Raw genomic sequence first — 18,342 nt, 5'->3', positions numbered from 1 at the left:
CCTTCAGTCATTCGCAGCAAACCATCGTCCGCTACTTTTTCACTTGGAATGTATGTTCCTGCCCCGGGAATGTCCGTGCCTTCACCTCTTCCGCATAGGCTTCCGCCGCCTTTGAAACCACTGGCGCCAGCTCCGCAAAATGCTTTACGAAGCGAGGCTTGAAGTCGCTGAAGAGGCCAAACATATCGTCGGAGACGAGGATCTGGCCATCGCAGGCTGGCGAGGCGCCGATGCCGATGGTCGGGATGCTGATCGAGGCGGTAATTTCGCGGGCGAGCGGTTCGACCGTGCCCTCTATGAGAAGCGCGAAAGCACCGGCTTCGGTGATCACCCTGGCGTCGTGCCGGATCTTTTCCGCTTCCTTGTCAGAGCGGCCGAGCGAGCGATAGCCGCCACTCGTGTTGATCTTTTGCGGCATCAGGCCGACATGTCCGAAGACCGGGACGCCGCGATTGGTCAGGAATGCGACGGTCTCGGCCATCTCCTCGCCGCCCTCCAGCTTGACGCCGTTACAGCCAGTTTCTTTCAAAATGCGGGCCGCATTGCGGAAGGCCTGTTCCTTCGATTCCTGATAGGAGCCGAAGGGCAGGTCGACGATGACGCAGGCCTTTTGGGCACCGCGCATGACGCCTTGGCCATGGGCGATCATCATTTCCAGCGTCACGCCAACCGTCGATTCCATACCGTAGAGCACCATGCCGAGGGAGTCGCCGACCAGAAGCAGGTCGCAATGCGGATCGAGCAGGCGGGCGATCGGCGTCGTATAGGCCGTCAGGCTGACGATCGGGCGCGTGCCCTTCATCGCCTCGATCTGGGCGGGCGTGGTGCGTTTGATTTGTCCGATCGTGCTCATCTCAGGCGGCCTTGTTATTGGTGGCCTGCTTGAGGCCAATGACGCGGTTGTCGAGCAGGCGGGTGGTGCCGATGCGGACAAAAAGGGCGACGAGGATAGGCTGGCCCTGCAGTTTCGTCAGCGGCTCCAAGGTGTCGGGATGGCGAACAGCGGCGACTTCGGGCGTTGCCAGCGGCTCGTTGGCGATGAATGCGCGCAGTGCCGCCTCGAAAGTGGCGGGATCGTCGGCGCCCTCTGCATAGAGCCGTTCGGCTTCGGCCAGTGCCTTCGGTACGATGATTGCGGCGGCGCGTTCTTCTTTCGAGAGGTAGACATTGCGCGACGACAGCGCCAGGCCATCGGCATCGCGTACGGTCGGCACCGGCACGACGCGAACGGGCTGGGCCAGATCGTCCACCATGCGGCGGATGATCGCCACCTGCTGATAGTCTTTTTCGCCGAAATAGGCGCTGTCGGGCTGGACGATGTTGAAAAGCTTGGTGACGACGGTGGCAACACCAGAGAAATGGCCGGGGCGAACCGCGCCCTCCAGCTCCATCGCGAGCTTCGGCACGTCGACGAGCGTCTCCATCGGCCGCGGATACATGTCGGCGACACCGGGCGCGAAGAGGATATCAACCTTGCCATCGTGCAGCATGGCGCTGTCGCGCTCGAGATCGCGCGGATACTTCGCAAGGTCCTCGTTGGCGCCGAATTGCAGCGGATTGACGAAGATCGACACGACAACGATATCGTTTTCCGCCCTGGCGCGGGCAATTAGTTCCATGTGGCCGGCGTGCAGATAACCCATGGTCGGCACCAGGCCGATGCTTTTGCCAGCCTTGCGATGTTCGCCGAGCTGCACACGCAGGGTGGCAATCGTGGTGATGGTTTCCATAATGGCGCTCCTCCGCTGACAACGCCTTCCCACGTCGCCTGCTTCCATCCCTAAAATTGCGGGGTCTTCTAACGTGTGCAGTGCAAAAAAGCAATTCAACGAGATTGGTCTGTTGCAATCCGGAGGGCGTTCGTCCGCTAAAATTTGAGAAGTATCTTTCAGGGAGGCGAAGGATCTCCGTGCTGTATTGCCGTCGGTCAACGCTTCGTGGGGGATCGCGTGATTGATATTCTTTTCGGCTTCCGGGGAACCTTGGGGAGACGGCAGTATTTTTGGTGGCATTTTGGCGTCGGTTGCCTGGCTGGTATCTTACTTGCTCTCCTGCTCGACGTTATGGCTTTCACCGGCAACGGCAAACCAACGATCCTTAGTCCCTGGGCATTGCTGCCCTTCGGACTCTTCCTTGCTCCGTTTATCTGGATGGATTTGAGTATCCAGTCGGCAAGAATGCGCGACATAGGAGTGCCGCCGCTCCGTGTCTTTCTGGCGTTTGTTTTGATTTTTCTTGTCACGACCGCTGTCTCGATTTTTATGCATGATGGGTCGATAGAGAAGATATTCAATATACTGTATCGCGGCATTGGAGTGGTCTATTCTGCCCTGCTTCTATTCGCTCCTAGTGGATGCCTCTCACATTGGATGTCGCCCGATCCCGAAGACACGGATCAAAATGGACGACCAGCACCGGTCGCCTATGTTGCTCCGAACAATCCTACGACGGGTAGGACCAGTTTTGGTCAGCGTGGCTTGAACCGGAGCTAGTCTCATACACCGCCCTGGCACGGCCGGAAGCGTCTCCCGACGCGCCTGCGAAGATGCTGTCGCTGGTTTTGATGCAGTCTGATAGCAAAGTGCATCGCGATAGGCTCGATTTACGTACAGAATTGCTCGGTCCGAATTAGCGCTTTTCTCAGCTTTTTGCTGTTAGCTGCCGCCATGGCAAAGATCATAGCATTGGCTGCATATTTCTATCAGGCGGCGGTGGCTTTCGGGCTGCTGATCGCGGTCGCGCATCTGCTGTCGCCGGCGGATTATGCGGCCTATTCGCTGTTCATCTCCATCAGCCAGTTCGCGGCGATCTTCTGCTTCGAATGGGTGCGCTTTGCGTGCAGCCGCTTCTATCCGGGGCAGGTGCCAGGCAGCGAGGCAGCGGAGCGTACGGCATTGAGCGTCGAATTCGCCGCCTGCTCCGTGATCTGCATTCTGGCCGCGGTTGCGTCGACCTTCTTCGCCGTGCCGAAGGAGATCGCGGTGCTTGGCGGTCTGGTGGCGATTTTTCAGGGAGGCAGCGATCTGCATCTGACGATGCTGCGCTTCCGCCAGGAGTTCCGCGCCTTCTCGCGGCTGCAGGGTTCGCGGGCCACCATTCTGGCGGTCGGCACGCTGGGCGGCGCGGCGATGATGCCGAGCTTCGCGTATACGGTCGCCGGTCTGCTTGCCGGTTACGTCGCCTATAGTGCGCTGGCAATGTTCCTGACCCGCAACAGCCTGCGGGAGGCCGCCGGTCTCCAACTGCCGCTGGTGCGAAAGCATTTTATCTATGGCAGCGTCGCGGCGGGTGCCTCGGTCATCGGGCTTTTGGCACCGCTTGGGTTGAAATCGATCCTGACGGCGGCATTGGGGGCAGGCGGGGCCGCGGGCGCGCTACTGGCACTCGACCTGCTGCAGCGGCCTTTCGTGCTGATTGTCTCGGCTCTTCAGGCCATTCAATATCCCGATGTGGTCGCAACATATGACCGCGAGGGCGCCACCGCAGCATTCCGGCGGCAGCTCGGCGGCTATTATTCGCTGCTCACGGGTTTCACCTTGATGACGGCGGCAGGGATTTTTGCGCTGCTGCAACCGGTCGGCCATTTCGTCATCGCTCAGGGCCTGCGCGATGGCTTTTTGAGTGCGGCGCCGTTCGTCACCGGCCTGTCGGTCTGCCGTGCCTTGACGCTCAACATGCTGCCGACGCCGGCGCATCTGCGCCATCGGCTGCTGGCGATCTTTTTGCTGGCGGTCGTAGATTGCGCCCTGCTCAATGCAGGAGCTTTGGCGGGCGGCTATCTCGCTTCCTTCAGCGACGGCGCGCTGATGGCCGGAGCCATGGTCGGGGCGCTGATCGCGATGGTGATCGGCGTGAAAGTGCTGATGGCGCTGCCCTTCGATTTCGTATGGCAGCCGGTGGTGCTCTCCGCTGCCGGGCTTACGGTGCCGGTGCTGGCGACGGCCGGATTCGACTATTCGCTCTGGATATCGGTCGGCACAGGAATGGCCGGCGGCGCGGCCTTCTGTCTGCTGGGTCTCTACAGTTATTTCGTCAAGATGATCCGCCGGCAGGCTATATCCTAAAGCATGTCGCGCAAAAGTGCGCTGCGGTTTTGCGATAACGACACGCGCAAAATCGAGGGCTAAAGCGCAAGAAGCGAATCTGAAAGATCGCGACGCGCTTTAGATCAGAGATCTTCCAGCATGGTCAGCACCCGATCGGCGCTGCGGTCCCAGGAGAAACGGGCGACATTCTCGCGGCCCCTTTGGCGCAGGTCCGCGCGCAATGTTTCATCGCCGGCAATCCGGCGCATGGCGGCAACCAATTCATCCTGCCTTGTTGGATCGAAATAGATCGCGGCGGTGCCGGAGGCTTCGCGTACCGCGGGGATATCGGCGGCGAGCACCGGGCAGCCCTGCGTCATCGCTTCCAGGGGCGGAATGCCGAAACCTTCGTAGAGGCTCGGGAAGACGAAAGCGGTGGCGTGACGTTCGAGAGCGGCAACTTCCGCATCGCTCAGCCGGCCGGGAAAGAGCATGTGATCGTTTGATTCGGGACCATCCGACTTGAACACTGTCGGCGCGGTGCCGCCGACGACCACCAGCTTTTGATCGGGATCGCCCAGAGCTTCGAAAGCCCGGATGGCGAAATCGAGGTTCTTGTTCGGCTTCATCGTGCCGACCAGCAGGAAGAATCCGTTCGTTTTGAGGTCCAGGCGCTCAATGATCGTCTCATCCGGCTCGATGGCGGCGAAATGATCGACGGCGTTGTAGACGACGTCGATATTGTCGGAGGGGACATGGAAGACGGAGGCCAGTTCCTTGCGCGAGAATTCCGATACGGTGCCGATCTTCGCGGTGCGGGTCAGCACCGAGCCGAGCGCGCCGTGCAGCAGGCGATAGCTGCGCTTGAAGGATTGGGGATGACGGAAGATCGTCACGTCATGGATGACCACGGCCTGGCGGCGATGCAATAGGGGACCGCTGCCGCCGAAGCCGATCAGCCGGCCGCCGCGGGAATGGGCAAGCAGCGCCGTCTGTTCCCAGACATGGCCCGGACCGGAGCTGAAGGCATTGACCGATATGGCCGAGAGGCCGATATCAACCGGCGTATCGCGCGGCACGGCCAGCCGCCAGTTGATGCCCTTCAAGGCCGCTGGCACGGCGCCTGCGGCGATCTTGCGGTCTAGCGCCAGCGTCAGTTCGCGGGCGAAACGTTGCACGCCCGACAAAGGCTGGCTGAGGAAACGGCCGTTGATGGTGATCGACTGCACGCGAAATGTCCCAATATCTTCAATACCGGGAACAGCTTGCGCTATTTTCTTTAGGGAAGGTTTAGCCTGATAGGAGGAATTTTAGGCAAGCACTTCTTTGCTGTCGATAATGGCGACGCCACGCGCCCGCATTTCGTTGATCGCGGCCTCGACGCCGTTCGGATCGATGCCGCGGCTGGCGTCCTCGATGAAGCGGACCTTTACACCCGGCAGCATCTCCACGGCGTCCAGAGCCGAGAATTTCACGCAGTAATCCGTCGCCAGCCCGCAGAGGTCGAGTTGGGTAATACCCTCGGCGCGCAAATGCTCGGCAAGACCGGTAAGGGCTGCATGATCATTGTCGCGGAAGGCGGAATAGCTGTCGACAGTCGGATTCTGACCCTTCTGCTGGATGAAATCGATACCGTCGAGGTTCAGTTCAGGGTGAAGCATGGCGTCTTCGGTATTCTGCACGCAATGATCCGGCCACATCATCTGCGGCTTGCCGGAGAGCATGCCCATTTCGAAGGGCTTCTTGCCGGGATGGGCGGAAGCGAAGCTGCCGTGGCCGGGGGGATGCCAATCCTGGGAGGCAAGAACCAGATCGTATTTGCCACTGTCGATCAGCCTGTTGGCGACAGGCGCCACCTGATCCCCATCCGGCACCGGCAGATTGCCGCCGGGGCAGAAGCCATTCTGGATATCAATCAGCAGCAGCGCTTTCATGGCTTGTCCTTCATCTCTGTTGCACTGCACGATGCCAAGCGTTGCGCGTTGGATCAAGCTTTTAATGCTCAGACTGAATATAAGGTGGAGCGCGATGGTTTTCGAGGGGCTATGCGGGCTTGTGGCTTGGGGGCCAGGGAATGCTTGAAGTGCACCGGACAATTGGGGCGGCATGTGGCAACGCACGCTGTTGAGATTGCTGACGGGTCGCGGTGACGTGCCGGACATTGAAGATACCTGGTGAATCTCAGGAAACTGAGGTGTCTTGCCAACCAGCGTCGCCGAGGTGTCCGCGATTGACAAATGAACGCGAAGCCATAATCTGCTTTTCAGCCCTTGCGATCATCCGTTTTTCGGAGACGAGGATAATGCTGGTGCCGTTGCCCCGCATACAGGTCTGGCCAAGCGCATGAGACGGTTGCTGCTGACGGGCCTTGCCGTTTTCTTTTCGATCTGCGGAGCGAGCGCCGGGACGCTCGACACGCTTCACCAGCATACAACCCTGCGCATCGGCTACATCGCCGACGAGGCACCGTTTTCATCCAGCAAGCCGAATGAAAAACCGACGGGATATGCCATCGACCTCTGCGGGAAGGTCGCGGACGAAATCGAGCATGCGGTTCCGCAGTTGAAGCGCGAATATGTAGAAATGACGCTGGCCAATGGTTTCGACGCTGTCAAGAACGGTCAGATCGACCTGCTTTGTGGGGCTATCACCGTCAATCTGGAGAGGCGGAAACTTGTCGATTTCTCACAGCCGATCTTCCTGACCGGAGCGAGCGCCCTGCTGCGCAAGGATTCGCCCGACTATCTGCACGCGCTTTTTCTCGACACGCCCGCCGTTCGTTCCGTTAGCCAGCGTGCTCCATCCACCAGCGTCATCGGCGTGCGCGCAAACACCACGACGGACGCAATATTGCGCGAGGCGCGCAGCATCGAGACGTCGAAAACCCGGATCGCCGATTTCGACACGCACGAAGACGGACTTAAGGCGCTGGAGGAACATAAGATCGACGCCTATTTTGCCGATCGGGTGCTACTCATGAGCTTGGCCCAGCGCGCGCACGATCCGTCCTTGCTTGAAGTCGGCGATCGCCTGTTCACGCATGAACCATATGCAATCGCCCTGAGGCGCGACGATGCCGACTTCCGCCTAGTGGTCGACCGCGCGCTCACGGATTTTTATCTATCGGACGATTTTCTGCCGCTACTGAAGACTTACTTCGGAAGCGAAGCGCCGATGCTGCACACGCAAATCATGATGGAGCATGTGCCCTAGCTCCGGGGCAAAGGGCATTGCGTTGGCAAAGCAGATGATCGATGCGGCAGATGCCCACCGCAACCGTCAAACCCTCTCCACAAACCCATCCAGCACCCTTTTCTGCCCAGCCCGATCGAAATCGATCGTCAGCTTGTTCCCTTCGATCTCGGAAACATTGCCGTTCCCAAACTTTATGTGGAAGACGCGGTCGCCGATCGCAAATTTAGAGGGTTCGGTGGAGGTGGATTTGGCGACGAGTTCGCCGTCGATGGTGCGGGTTTTGGGGCCGCTTTCGCCGTAGCCGATGCGTTCGACGGCGTGGCCGGAGCGGGAGCCCCAATTGTCGCGGGTGGCGTCGGTCTTGTTGGCCTGGGCGCGTTTCCAGCCGGGAGTGGAATAGGAGTTGGCGAAAGGGTCGGCCTTGTCGAAGCGCGACTGGCCATAGCCGCCGCGGCCGTAACCGCCGTAAGATTGCTCCATCTCGGCCACTTCGACATGGGTTTCCGGCAGTTCGTCGAGAAAGCGGGAAGGGATGGTCGATTGCCAGAGGCCGTGGATGCGGCGGTTGGAGACGAACCAAATGTGGCAGCGGCGCTTGGCGCGGGTGAGGCCGACATAGGCGAGGCGGCGTTCTTCCTCCAGGCCGGCGCGGCCGCTTTCGTCGAGCGAGCGCTGGTGTGGAAACAGGCCTTCCTCCCAGCCAGGCAGGAAGACGGTGTCGAATTCCAAGCCCTTGGCGGAGTGCAGCGTCATGATCGAGACTGCGTCCAGATCCTCGTTCTGCTCGGCGTCCATGACGAGGGCTACGTGTTCGAGGAAGCCGCGCATGGATTCGAAGCTTTCCATCGAGCGGATGAGTTCCTTCAGGTTTTCCAGCCGTCCGGGTGCTTCCGCCGATTTGTCATTCTTCCACATGTCGGTATAGCCGGACTCTTCGAGAATCTGCTCGGCAAGCTCGGTATGCGGGGTGTTTTCAAGCAGTCCCTGCCAGCGGCGGAAGGATTGCACGACGTCGAACAGCGCCTTGCGCGCCTTCGGCTTCATTTCGTCCGTTTCGATGATATCGGCCGCTGCCGCCAGCATCGGAATGTCGCGGACACGGGCGTAATCGTGCAGCGCGCGCACGGTGGTGTCGCCGAGGCCGCGCTTCGGCGTATTGATGATGCGTTCGAAGGCGAGGTCGTCGGCCGGCTGGCAGACGAGGCGGAAATAGGCCATGGCATCGCGGATTTCGAGGCGTTCGTAGAAGCGAGGGCCGCCAACGACGCGGTAGTTCAGGCCGAGCGTAACGAAGCGGTCTTCGAATTCACGCATCTGGAATGAGGCGCGCACGAGGATCGCCATGTCGTTGAGATTGTGCTTGTTGCGCTGAAGCTGCTCGATCTCCTCGCCGATCGCGCGGGCTTCCTCCTCGGAATCCCAGGAGGCGTGCACCTGCACCTTGATGTCGTCGGGATCGGAGCGGTCAGTGAATAGTGTCTTGCCAAGTCGGCCCTCATTATGGGCGATGAGATGTGCGGCCGCGCCGAGAATATGCTCGGTAGAGCGGTAATTGCGCTCCAGTTTGATGACCTTGGCGCCGGGAAAATCCTTTTCGAAACGCAGGATGTTGTCCACCTCAGCGCCGCGCCAGCCGTAGATCGACTGGTCGTCGTCACCGACGCAGCAGACATTCTGCAGCTCGCCCTTTTGCCGCTGCGCCAGTAAACGCAGCCACATATATTGAGCGGTGTTGGTGTCCTGATATTCGTCGACGAGGATGTAGCGGAACCGCTGGTGATAATCCTTCAATATATCAGGATTCTGACGGAACATATTGATCGGATGCAGCAAAAGGTCGCCGAAGTCGCAGGCGTTCAGCGTCTTCAAGCGGGCCTGATACGCGGTATAGAGGTCGCGTCCCTTGCCATTGGCAAAGGCGCGCGCATCGCCTTCCGGAATATCGGCCGGGCCAAGGCCCTTGTTCTTCCAGGTGTCGATCATCCCGGCAAATTGCTTGGCGGGCCAACGCTTGTCGTCCAGCCCCTCCGCCTGGATCAATTGCTTGATCAGGCGCACGACATCGTCAGTGTCGAGAATGGTGAAGCTCGAGGAGAGGCCGACCAGCTCGGAATGACGGCGCAGCAGCTTGACGCCTATCGAATGGAAAGTGCCGAGCCAGGGCATGCCTTCGACCGCGCCGCCGACGAGGAGGGCGATACGCTCCTTCATCTCGCGCGCGGCCTTGTTGGTGAAGGTAACGGCGAGGATCTGAGAGGGGAAGGCACGGTTGGTGGAAAGGATATGGGCGATGCGGGTCGTCAGCACCCGCGTCTTGCCGGTGCCGGCGCCGGCGAGCACCAGCACGGGCCCATCCAGCGTCTCGACCGCTTCCGCCTGTTCCGGATTGAGGCCAGCGAGATAGTCAGGGCGGCGGCCGCTGTCGCGCGCCGCCATGGCGCGGGCCGCAATACCGCCACCGGCGCTGGGGGCAGGGGCAGGCCGACGCGGCGCCGCGTGCTCCGGCTCCTCGTCAAAGAAGGGAATGTCGTCATGTCCGATGGTCATGCGGCTCAATGTAATGATTCTGCCCTGAAAGGCAAAAGAAACGGCCGGGAAATAGAACAAAAAGTGCACATTTCTTGGGTTGTTAGCCTTTCAAGGGACTGTCTCGCAGTTCCTGCGGCTTGTTGTTCAACGGAGCGGCGGCTGCATGAAGAGATGTAGGAAGCGGCATTGCGTGCGAAGGCGGCCAGGCTCCGGGCGGCGGAATGATCGCAACCTGAACGCGATAACGATTTTCTGATCGAGGGCGATTTATGGTAAATTGCCAGTTTCCATTATCGCTTTCTTAAGCATGATTGCTAATCATAGCGCCTGTAACCGCTCGAGTTTCAGGCGCTGTTTTTTTGCCGGACTCCACCTTCGCCGACTTCGGTTGGCCCGCGCGCATGAGCGCCCGCGGCATGGTTCCAATGTCTTCATGTATCTGTTGTGTATCGTTGCGTCCGGAGTCCTGTGTCGTGAGTATTTTTTCGACCTTCATAAGGGTAAGTTCCCCTGTCAAAACAGCCCTTGAAGTCCTTCGAAACACACAGGCGGATCTGAATGTCGCACAGCGTCAGATGTCATCCGGTCTGCGTGTGCAGACCGCTAAGGACAACGCCACTTACTGGACGATCTCGACATTGACGCGCACCGATATTGGCGCCGTCTCGGCCGTGCAGGATGCGCTGGGGCTTGCTGCTGCCACGGTCAGCACCGCCTCCACGGGCATCACCAGCGCAATCGATATCGTCACTCAGATCCGATCGAAGCTGGTGACTGGCTATGAGGGCAGTGTCGATAAGACCAAGCTCAACGACGAAATCTCCGAACTTAAGGACCAGCTTCGCAGCGTCGGCGAGTCGACGAGCTTCAACGGCGTCAACTGGGTCGTGCTGCAGAACGGTGACGATCCGACCGAGCCACACGAGATCCCGGGCTCCCTCATCCGCCACACCGATGGCACGGTTTCGATCGGCATGCTGAACTATGAGGGTGTCGGCTCGACCAGCGGCCCCATCGTATCGACGGATGCACGATATCTGATCGACGATCAGTCAAGCGGCACGGGCGGCTATGGCGTGCTCACCTCCACGGCTTTTGCAACGGAAGCGGGGGCAGCCGAGAACTATGTGCTGATCGGCAGTAAAAATGGCGATACCAGCGGGCAGGTGGAAATCTCGCTCGACGCCAATACGACACAGGGCGCCGTGACCGACATGGTCAACACCGTCACCGCCATGCTGCACCAACTGAACACGATAGGATCGGCCTTCGGCTCGTTGGAAACGCGCGTCAGTCTGCAAAACCAATTTGCCAGCAATCTCAGCGATTCGCTGACGAGTGGCGTCGGCAAGCTGGTCGATGCCGACATGGAGAGGCAATCAAGCAGGGTATTGGCGCTGCAGACGCAGCAGCAACTGGGATTGCAATCATTGTCGATTGCCAATGCCAGCTACGATACGGTGAGACAACTCTTCCAAAACCTCTGACGGCGGAAGCCTGGATTTCAAGGGGAATAGATCGGCGGAGCGGATCCAATCTCCTTGAACTGGTTAGTTTGGAAGAAAACGCTCCAGAATAGTGGCCGGGCAGCCCGGCCGCGGGTGGACGAAAATTATATTTCATCATATTGCCGCAATGCTTCATATCTGCTGCGGACCATCGAACCGGAGAGCGACGATTCTATGATCAAGAAATTTGCCATCCTTGCCGTCTCGGCAGCCTTTCTCAATGCATGTACGACAACCGATCCCTATACGGGAGAGCAGAAAGTATCCAACACGGCGGGAGGCGCCGCGATCGGTGCCGGCGTTGGTGCGGTTGCCGGTCTTCTCATCGGCCACTCGCCGGCATCGCGCCGCAATGCTGCGCTGATCGGCGCCGGCGTCGGTGCGCTTGCGGGTGCCGGCATCGGCAATTACATGGACCAGCAGGAATCCGAGCTGCGCGCGCAGTTGCAGGGTACTGGCGTCTCCGTAACGCGCGTCGGCGACCGCATCATCCTCAATATGCCGTCGGCCATTACCTTCGACATCGACCAGGATGCGATCAAGCCGGAATTCGATCCGACGCTGAATTCGGTCGCGATCGTGCTTCGCAAGTTCAACCGCACGCTGATCGACGTCAACGGCCATACGGATTCGACCGGCAGCCTGCAGCATAACCAGGAACTGTCCGAACGCCGCGCCGATTCGGTTGCCAGCTATCTCGGCAGCCAGGGCATCGACCAGCGCCGCATGTCTGCCGTCGGCTTCGGCCCGAGCCAGCCGGTCGCCACCAACGCCAGCGAAGCCGGCCGTGCGCAGAACCGTCGCGTCGAAATCCAGATCGCGCCCATTACCCAAAACGGCTGATCTGACGTAGACCTTCAAACAAGGACGGCCGGGTTTTGCGACCCGGCCGTTTTGTTTGACCGCTGCCCGTTCACGAGTGCATCGTCGCGCCTTTGGTGATCTTGTCGACGATCTTCTTGTCCGCGCGCAGCGCGATGCCAACCACCTTGGCGTCCTCAGGCGTAAATTCGGAGAAGACGGCGCGATTGGCGACATCGTGGCCGGTTGAGAACATTTCCTCGATGAAGATCGAGGAGGTGACGTTGCGCTCCAGCGAGCGGCGATGAATCGTGCTCATGGTTTCTTCGTTGGCCGACAATACGATCATCGGCTGGATCGATAGCGCGTTGTAGAGGTTGCCGGCGCGATCGCGATAGGGTTCGCCGATCATGTCAGGAAATTGCCCGGCAATGCCGGTCGCCAGGAAAGCAGTCACGTTCAGTTTCTGCCAGGATTCAAGATTGCTTCGCAGAACGATCGCGATTTTGGTATTGAACATGGGTGATCTCTCTTATGCAGTCTGGGAATGAGCCTTTGCGCGAGGATGTTGCCGGCCATATCTTCGAAGGTCTTGAACGTTCGTGCACGATGCCGGAAGCAAACCGCATCGTCTCCGCACCCGCTTACCCCGGTATCGAGCGTATTCAGGCGCAATTCCATGGTGATGCGTTCGAGCCGCACCGGCACGATACCTATGCGCTCGGCGTCACCATCCGCGGCGTGCAGACCTTCAGCTATCGCGGCGAACGGCGCTACAGCCTGCCGGGAAGGGTGATCGTCCTCCATCCGGACGAGCTGCACGACGGCGGCGCTGCGACCGACGACGGCTTGCTCTACCGCATGCTTTATCTCGAACCGTCGATGCTGATGCAGTGCCTGGAAGCCGCGCGCATTGGCCTGCCCTTTGTCGAGGACCCGGTGGTCGAGGACGATCGTCTGGCCGGCTTGCTGCTGGCCGCCCTCGGCGAGCTCGACCGCGAGCTGGATGAACTCTTTGTCGATGATTTTGTCTCACGGGTGGCTGCGGGGCTCGCTTCGCATGCACATCTGCCGCAGAAGCCGCTGGGCAGCGTGGCCTGGGGCCAGGTGAAGACGGCGCGCGATTATCTAGAGGCGCATGCCATGCGCGGCGTCCGCTCGCAGGAGCTGGAACGAATCACCGGCCTCGATCGCTTTGCGCTCTCACGGCATTTCCGCGCCGCTTTTGCCACCAGCCCGCATCGCTTCCTGCTGATGCGGCGGCTGCAACGGGCGAAAGGAATGATCGCCGATGGCGAGCCGATCGCCGAAGTCGCTGCGGCCACTGGGTTTGCGGATCAAAGCCATCTGACACGGCATTTCAAGAAGGCGTTCGGCATGGCGCCGGGCGCCTGGGTCGGCATGCTGGGAACTGCTGGGGCACCGGTTCGAGGTTAACCGGCGGCTGAGAGCTCTCAGTGCAGGCCGAGAAACTGTTTGAGTTCCGGGGTCTGCGGATTGGCGAATACATCGCCCGGCGGACCGATTTCGTGGACGCGACCCTGGTGCATGAAGACGACGCGCGAGCAGACGTCACGAGCGAACTTCATTTCGTGTGTCACCATCAGCAGCGTCATGCCTTCGCTGGCAAGTTCGCGGACGACTGCGAGAACCTCGGACACGAGTTCGGGATCGAGCGCGGAGGTGATCTCATCGCAAAGGAGCGCGATCGGCTGCATGGCAAGCGCCCGGGCAATGGCAACGCGCTGCTGCTGTCCGCCGGAAAGTTCGTCGGGATAGGCGTCGAATTTGTGCCCGAGGCCGACGCGATCGAGCATGCGCCGCGCCATTGCCTCGGCATCGGCCTTGGAGGCCTTCTTGACGACCATCTGCGACAGCATGACGTTCCGCCCGGCGCTCAGATGCGGAAAGAGATTGAACTGCTGGAAGATCATGCCGACCTTTAGCCGCAAGGCCTTCAAATGCAGATCATCGGGCAGGAGCTGTGCGCCGGCGACCGAGATTGCGCCGTCATCGATCGTTTCCAGCCCGTTGATGCAGCGCAGCAGCGTCGATTTGCCCGAGCCGCTCTTGCCGATGATGGCGATCACTTCGCCGGGCGCGACATCGAGGTTGATGCCTTTCAGCACTTCGTTTGCACCGAAACTCTTGCGGACTTCAGTGACCTCGATGAGCGACATTGAGCTTCCTCTCCAGGATCTGGCTGCTCTTCGACAGCGGCCAGCACAGGGCGAAATAGATGAGGGCGACGAAGCCGTAGACGGTGAACGGCTGGAACGTCGCGTTGGTGATGACAGTGCCGGCCTTCGAGAGCTCTACAAAGCCGATGATCGAGGTCAGAGCCGTGCCCTTGACCACCTGCACGGAGAAACCGACTGTGGGCGGCACGGCGATGCGAAGCGCCTGCGGCAGGATGACGTAGCGCATCTGCTGGAGGTAGCCCATGCCAAGGCTGGCAGAGGCTTCCCATTGGCCCTTTGCCACGGCCTCGACGCAGCCACGCCAGATTTCGGTGAGAAAAGCGGCTGACCAAAGGATCAGAGCAACGCCGGCCGCCAGCCATGCCGGTACGTCGATGCCGAAGAGCCCAAGGCCGAAGAAGGCCAGGAAAAGCTGCATCAGCAGCGGCGTGCCTTGAAAGAGCTCGACGAAATATTTGACCATAGTGCGCGCGGCCCGGTTTTTGCCAATGCGCAGAAATAGCAAGATTGCGCCGACAGCACCGCCGCCGGCGAAAGAAATGAGCGAGAGCAGAACGGTCCAGCGTGTGGCCAGAAGCAGACCGCGCAGAATGTCCCAGGTGGAGAATTGAATCATCGGCGAACCCTGCGCGGGAAAATCAGGCCGCCCACAACGGTAAGTAACTGCCGCAGGATGACGGCCAGACCCAGATAGATTGCGGTGGAAACGAAATAGGCCTCGAAAGCGCGGAAGGAGCGCGACTGGATGAAATTCGCCGCAAAAGTCAGGTCCTCCGCGGCGATCTGCGAGACGACCGAGGAGCCGAGCATGACAATGACGACCTGCGACGACAATGCGGGCCAGATGCGCTGGAGTGAGGGCACTAGGATGACGTGGCGGAAGGTCTCGAACGGCGTCATTGCGAGGCTGGCGCCGGCCTCGAACTGGCCGCGTGGCGTCGCCTGGATGCCGGCACGAATGATCTCGCAGCTATAGGCGCCGAGATTGATGACCATGGCAAGGTTGGCGGCAGCGATCTCGTTCATGTGAATGCCGGCGGCGGGCAGACCGAAGAAGATGAAGAAAAGCTGGATCAGGAACGGCGTATTGCGGATCAACTCGACATAGGCCGCGACAAAAGGCTTGAGCCAGCGAGGACCCAGCGCCCGCGCCCAGGCGCAGGCAATACCAAGAGCGATACCGACCGCAGAGCCAACGAAAGTCAGCTCCATGGTGACGAGAATCCCCTTGATCAGAACGGGATAATAATCGGCAAGCCAGCCGAAATCGAAGTGATAGCGCATGAGAAGGTGCCTCGCTCGGCCCGGACCGCGCCATCGGACGATGGCACGGCCGATGCTCTGTTGATCAGAAGCCGGCGGGGAGGGCCGCGCCCAGCCATTTCTGCGATATCTTGGTCAGCGTTCCATCGGCCTTGGCGGCGGCGATAATGTCGTTGACCTTTTTCTGCAGGGCGGGCTCGTTCTTGTTCAGGCCTATGAAGCAGGGCGAATTGGTGATGAGGAACTTCATCTCCGGCTTCTTCGGCGGGTTCTTGGCGAGAATGGCCGCTGCAACCACGTTGCCAGTGGCGATGAGATCGACCTGACCCGAGAGGAAGGCGGAGATGGTGCCGTTGTTGTCTTCATAGCGCTTGATCGTCGCGTCCTGCGGCGCGACCTTCGTCAGCGCGAGATCCTCGATGGCGCCGCGGGTTACACCGATCGTCTTGCCGGAAAGATCCTCGGGCTTGGCGGCCGCAACATCGGCAGAACCGAAGACGCCGTTGAAGAAGGGTGCGTAGGCGTCGGTGAAGTCGATGACGGCCTGGCGCTCGGCATTTTTGCCCAGGCTCGAAATCACCAGGTCGACCTTGTTCGTCTGGAGATAGGGGATGCGGTTGGCGCTGGTCACCGGCACCAGCTCGGTCTTCACGCCGAGCTTTTCGGCGATCAGGTTTGCCATGTCGATATCATAGCCCATGGGTGCCATGTCCGCCCCGACGCTGCCGAAGGGAGGAAAGTCCTGGGGAACGGCGACGCGGAGCGTGCCCTTCGCGGTAATATCGCTCAAGGCGTCCGCCCGGGCTGCGTGTGGGCTCGAAAGCGCCCCCATCGTCAGCATCGCCATACCGAGTGCCATGAGCAATTGTCTACGCTTCATCGAATGTCCTTCCAATCGTGGCTATGTCAAAGCTGCGGGGTAAAACGCAAGACATGTGCCAGTCGCGGGACGGCATAGTTTCCCGTCAAGCGCGTGCTTTTTGCGAGAGCTTTGTGCGGTGTAAATCGAATTCTGCCCAAAAAAATTGCAGATTTTGCATTTCGCGTCGTTTGCCATCGCTTATGAACGACAACGTGCGGCCGTATTGGTTTCCTTCGATAGCGCTGGCTGGACAGGCCGGTTCCTATTGCCCATACAACCCATGCAGGCGAGGGAGATCGGTCCGATGGCTTTGATGGGTGCTATGGCGGGCAGGGGCGTGTGGCCGCTATCGTACCAATGATTTTTCGTGCCGGTTCGCGGCCGCGCCGAATGCTTGCCGTCACCGTGTCTCGCGCAGGCAAACCACAGGCTATTTTCGTGACTGGACAGCGTCGCGCTGATGTCTCATAGAACCGCGAAAAGGGTTAACATTTCCTTTTTTGATTGTGATGGGAGATCGGAACGATGGCTCTGACTGATACGAAGGCGGGGATACGCAACGAGGCGGGCATTGCTGCCGTTCTCGGCATCCTGAAGCAGGCCTTCGGCGAGCGTTTCCAAACCGGCGAGAGCTTTCGGGCCCAGCATGCCCACACGACCACCTATATCCCGGCGCAACTTCCGGACGGGGTGGTTTTTGCCGAGACGAGCGCGGACGTGCAAACGGTCGTCAAAGCCTGCGCCGAGCACAAGGTTCCGGTTATCGCCTTCGGCACAGGTTCTTCTCTGGAAGGGCAGGTGAATGCGCCGCAGGGCGGAATATCGATCGATTTCAGCCGGATGAATCGGGTGCTTGAAGTGAATGCCGAGGATCTCGACTGCACGGTCGAGCCTGGCGTCACCCGCGAACAGCTCAACACATATCTGCGCGATACCGGCCTGTTCTTCCCAATCGATCCTGGCGCCAATGCCTCGATCGGCGGCATGGCTTCGACGCGTGCTTCCGGCACCAATGCGGTGCGCTACGGGACGATGAAGGACAATGTGCTCGCCGTAACCGCAGTCACCGCCAATGGCGAGGAGATCCGCACCGCCCGCCGCGCCAGGAAATCGTCCGCCGGCTATGACCTGACCCGGCTCTTCGTCGGTGCTGAGGGAACGCTCGGCGTCCTGACGTCGGTGACGCTGCGGCTGCAAGGCATTCCGCAGAAGATCGCCGGCGGCACCTGCGCCTTTCCGAACGTGAAGGCAGCTTGCGACGCGGTCATCATGACCATCCAGATGGGCGTTCCGGTTGCTCGCATCGAACTGCTGGACGCCGTCCAGATGCGGGCCTGCAATCGCTATTCCGGCTTGACCTATGACGAGCGGCCAACCTTGTTCCTGGAATTTCACGGTACGGACGAGACGGTCGCGCTGCAATCGGCGCAATTCGCAGAGATCGCGAGCGAATGCGGCGGCGGGGAATTCCTCTGGACCAGCAATCTCGAAGAGCGCAACAAACTCTGGAAAGCGCGTCACGATGCCTATTGGGCATCGCGGGCTCTGGCGCCGGAACTGGCGGCCTTGTCGACGGATGTCTGCGTGCCGATCTCGAAACTTGCCGAATGCGTTGCAGCGACCCAGGCCGATATCGAGGAACACGGATTGCTGGCGCCGATCGTCGGTCACGCCGGCGATGGCAATTTCCACGTCCTGGTGCTGTTCGATGACAAGACGCCGGAAGGTATCGCCGTCGTCGAGGCCTTCGTTGCCCGGCTGAACGGGCGGGCGCTCGCGATGGAGGGTACCTGCACCGGCGAACATGGTATAGGGCAGGGCAAGATGTCGTTTCTCGAACAGGAGCTTGGCGGCGCCGTCGATCTGATGCGCCAAGTCAAGCAGGCGCTCGATCCTGATGCGATTTTCAATCCCGGCAAGATATTCCACAGTCATTGAAAAATGGAATATTGCCAAGA

The 18,342-nt window shown here is 60.1% G+C and carries 17 protein-coding genes; 7 read left to right on the top strand and 10 right to left on the bottom strand.

All coding sequences use genetic code 11. The annotated features are described in order from the left end of the window. Positions 1-31 precede the first annotated feature (31 nt). Complete coding sequence (gene panB, locus PH547_RS03605) at positions 32-853, bottom strand: 3-methyl-2-oxobutanoate hydroxymethyltransferase (protein WP_104823536.1); 822 nt, start codon at positions 851-853, stop codon at positions 32-34. 1 nt (position 854) lies between these two features. Next, positions 855-1,730, bottom strand: coding sequence for a pantoate--beta-alanine ligase (panC, locus tag PH547_RS03600; RefSeq protein ID WP_104823535.1), 876 nt, complete (start codon positions 1,728-1,730; stop codon positions 855-857). 219 nt (positions 1,731-1,949) lie between these two features. Between panC and PH547_RS03595 the strand changes: the two genes are divergently transcribed. Both PH547_RS03595 and PH547_RS03590 read left to right on the top strand, forming a co-directional pair. After that, positions 1,950-2,492, top strand: coding sequence for a DUF805 domain-containing protein (locus PH547_RS03595; protein ID WP_158704472.1), 543 nt, complete (start codon positions 1,950-1,952; stop codon positions 2,490-2,492). 174 nt (positions 2,493-2,666) lie between these two features. After that, positions 2,667-4,064 (top strand): polysaccharide biosynthesis protein, encoded by a 1,398-nt coding sequence (locus tag PH547_RS03590; protein WP_104825139.1) that lies wholly within the window; start codon positions 2,667-2,669, stop codon positions 4,062-4,064. Between the two features lie 104 nt (positions 4,065-4,168). Here the strand turns inward: PH547_RS03590 and PH547_RS03585 are convergent, their stop codons facing one another. Beyond that, positions 4,169-5,254: a glycosyltransferase family 4 protein gene (locus PH547_RS03585; protein ID WP_104823533.1), complete on the bottom strand. Its 1,086-nt coding sequence runs from the start codon at positions 5,252-5,254 to the stop codon at positions 4,169-4,171. An 81-nt stretch (positions 5,255-5,335) separates the two neighbouring features. Next, a complete protein-coding gene (pncA, locus tag PH547_RS03580; RefSeq protein WP_285167420.1) occupies positions 5,336-5,959 on the bottom strand; it encodes a bifunctional nicotinamidase/pyrazinamidase in 624 nt (207 codons plus the stop codon). A 409-nt stretch (positions 5,960-6,368) separates the two neighbouring features. Here pncA and PH547_RS03575 point away from each other — a divergent pair, with 409 nt between their 5' ends. Next, positions 6,369-7,238, top strand: coding sequence for an amino acid ABC transporter substrate-binding protein (locus PH547_RS03575; RefSeq protein ID WP_260303955.1), 870 nt, complete (start codon positions 6,369-6,371; stop codon positions 7,236-7,238). 66 nt (positions 7,239-7,304) lie between these two features. On the opposite strand, the gene PH547_RS03570 is transcribed toward PH547_RS03575, so the two are convergent. After that, entirely contained in the window at positions 7,305-9,767 is a 2,463-nt protein-coding gene (locus PH547_RS03570) for an ATP-dependent helicase (protein ID WP_104825138.1), read from the bottom strand. 455 nt (positions 9,768-10,222) lie between these two features. Between PH547_RS03570 and PH547_RS03565 the strand changes: the two genes are divergently transcribed. Further along, complete coding sequence (locus tag PH547_RS03565) at positions 10,223-11,236, top strand: flagellin N-terminal helical domain-containing protein (RefSeq protein ID WP_245463848.1); 1,014 nt, start codon at positions 10,223-10,225, stop codon at positions 11,234-11,236. Between the two features lie 195 nt (positions 11,237-11,431). After that, the gene (locus PH547_RS03560; protein ID WP_104825136.1) at positions 11,432-12,100 is read left to right on the top strand and encodes a YiaD family glycine zipper/OmpA-like lipoprotein; all 669 of its coding nucleotides are present in this window, start codon (positions 11,432-11,434) and stop codon (positions 12,098-12,100) included. A 70-nt stretch (positions 12,101-12,170) separates the two neighbouring features. Here PH547_RS03560 and PH547_RS03555 read toward each other — a convergent pair whose 3' ends face one another. Further along, on the bottom strand, positions 12,171-12,578 hold the full coding sequence (locus tag PH547_RS03555) for a DUF2000 family protein (protein WP_104823530.1): 408 nt from the start codon (positions 12,576-12,578) through the stop codon (positions 12,171-12,173). A 14-nt stretch (positions 12,579-12,592) separates the two neighbouring features. Between PH547_RS03555 and PH547_RS03550 the strand changes: the two genes are divergently transcribed. Continuing rightward, positions 12,593-13,495 (top strand): AraC family transcriptional regulator, encoded by a 903-nt coding sequence (locus PH547_RS03550; protein ID WP_445945000.1) that lies wholly within the window; start codon positions 12,593-12,595, stop codon positions 13,493-13,495. 17 nt (positions 13,496-13,512) lie between these two features. Here PH547_RS03550 and PH547_RS03545 read toward each other — a convergent pair whose 3' ends face one another. The 4 genes from PH547_RS03545 to PH547_RS03530 all read right to left on the bottom strand — a co-directional run bounded on the left by PH547_RS03545 (position 13,513) and on the right by PH547_RS03530 (position 16,381). Continuing rightward, complete coding sequence (locus PH547_RS03545) at positions 13,513-14,238, bottom strand: amino acid ABC transporter ATP-binding protein (protein WP_104823528.1); 726 nt, start codon at positions 14,236-14,238, stop codon at positions 13,513-13,515. Beyond that, positions 14,216-14,875 carry an amino acid ABC transporter permease gene (locus PH547_RS03540; protein WP_104823527.1) on the bottom strand — a complete coding sequence of 220 codons (660 nt, stop codon included), beginning with the start codon at positions 14,873-14,875 and terminating at the stop codon, positions 14,216-14,218. The genes PH547_RS03545 and PH547_RS03540 overlap by 23 nt, the downstream gene beginning before the upstream one ends. Next, positions 14,872-15,543 carry an amino acid ABC transporter permease gene (locus PH547_RS03535; protein ID WP_104823526.1) on the bottom strand — a complete coding sequence of 224 codons (672 nt, stop codon included), beginning with the start codon at positions 15,541-15,543 and terminating at the stop codon, positions 14,872-14,874. The genes PH547_RS03540 and PH547_RS03535 overlap by 4 nt, the downstream gene beginning before the upstream one ends. A gap of 64 nt (positions 15,544-15,607) precedes the next feature. After that, on the bottom strand, positions 15,608-16,381 hold the full coding sequence (locus tag PH547_RS03530) for a transporter substrate-binding domain-containing protein (protein WP_245463983.1): 774 nt from the start codon (positions 16,379-16,381) through the stop codon (positions 15,608-15,610). A 528-nt stretch (positions 16,382-16,909) separates the two neighbouring features. Between PH547_RS03530 and PH547_RS03525 the strand changes: the two genes are divergently transcribed. Continuing rightward, positions 16,910-18,322, top strand: coding sequence for an FAD-binding oxidoreductase (locus tag PH547_RS03525; RefSeq protein ID WP_260303954.1), 1,413 nt, complete (start codon positions 16,910-16,912; stop codon positions 18,320-18,322). The last annotated feature ends 20 nt before the right edge of the window (positions 18,323-18,342 follow it).

The sequence above is a fragment of the Rhizobium cerradonense genome (assembly GCF_030182455.1).
In the GTDB taxonomy this organism is placed as follows: domain Bacteria; phylum Pseudomonadota; class Alphaproteobacteria; order Rhizobiales; family Rhizobiaceae; genus Rhizobium.
The sequence above is the reverse complement of the archived record's forward strand: the minus strand, read 5'-3'. Positions and strand labels throughout refer to the sequence as shown.

Coding starts and splice junctions, on each gene's coding strand:
- panB (WP_104823536.1), bottom strand. CDS start 853: ATGAGCACGATCGGACAAATCAAACGCACCACGCCCGCCCAGATCGAG.
- panC (WP_104823535.1), bottom strand. CDS start 1,730: ATGGAAACCATCACCACGATTGCCACCCTGCGTGTGCAGCTCGGCGAA.
- PH547_RS03590 (WP_104825139.1), top strand. CDS start 2,667: ATGGCAAAGATCATAGCATTGGCTGCATATTTCTATCAGGCGGCGGTG.
- pncA (WP_285167420.1), bottom strand. CDS start 5,959: ATGAAAGCGCTGCTGCTGATTGATATCCAGAATGGCTTCTGCCCCGGC.
- PH547_RS03575 (WP_260303955.1), top strand. CDS start 6,369: ATGAGACGGTTGCTGCTGACGGGCCTTGCCGTTTTCTTTTCGATCTGC.
- PH547_RS03570 (WP_104825138.1), bottom strand. CDS start 9,767: ATGACCATCGGACATGACGACATTCCCTTCTTTGACGAGGAGCCGGAG.
- PH547_RS03560 (WP_104825136.1), top strand. CDS start 11,432: ATGATCAAGAAATTTGCCATCCTTGCCGTCTCGGCAGCCTTTCTCAAT.
- PH547_RS03555 (WP_104823530.1), bottom strand. CDS start 12,578: ATGTTCAATACCAAAATCGCGATCGTTCTGCGAAGCAATCTTGAATCC.
- PH547_RS03550 (WP_445945000.1), top strand. CDS start 12,593: ATGCAGTCTGGGAATGAGCCTTTGCGCGAGGATGTTGCCGGCCATATC.
- PH547_RS03545 (WP_104823528.1), bottom strand. CDS start 14,238: ATGTCGCTCATCGAGGTCACTGAAGTCCGCAAGAGTTTCGGTGCAAAC.
- PH547_RS03540 (WP_104823527.1), bottom strand. CDS start 14,875: ATGATTCAATTCTCCACCTGGGACATTCTGCGCGGTCTGCTTCTGGCC.
- PH547_RS03535 (WP_104823526.1), bottom strand. CDS start 15,543: ATGCGCTATCACTTCGATTTCGGCTGGCTTGCCGATTATTATCCCGTT.
- PH547_RS03530 (WP_245463983.1), bottom strand. CDS start 16,381: ATGGCACTCGGTATGGCGATGCTGACGATGGGGGCGCTTTCGAGCCCA.
- PH547_RS03525 (WP_260303954.1), top strand. CDS start 16,910: ATGGCTCTGACTGATACGAAGGCGGGGATACGCAACGAGGCGGGCATT.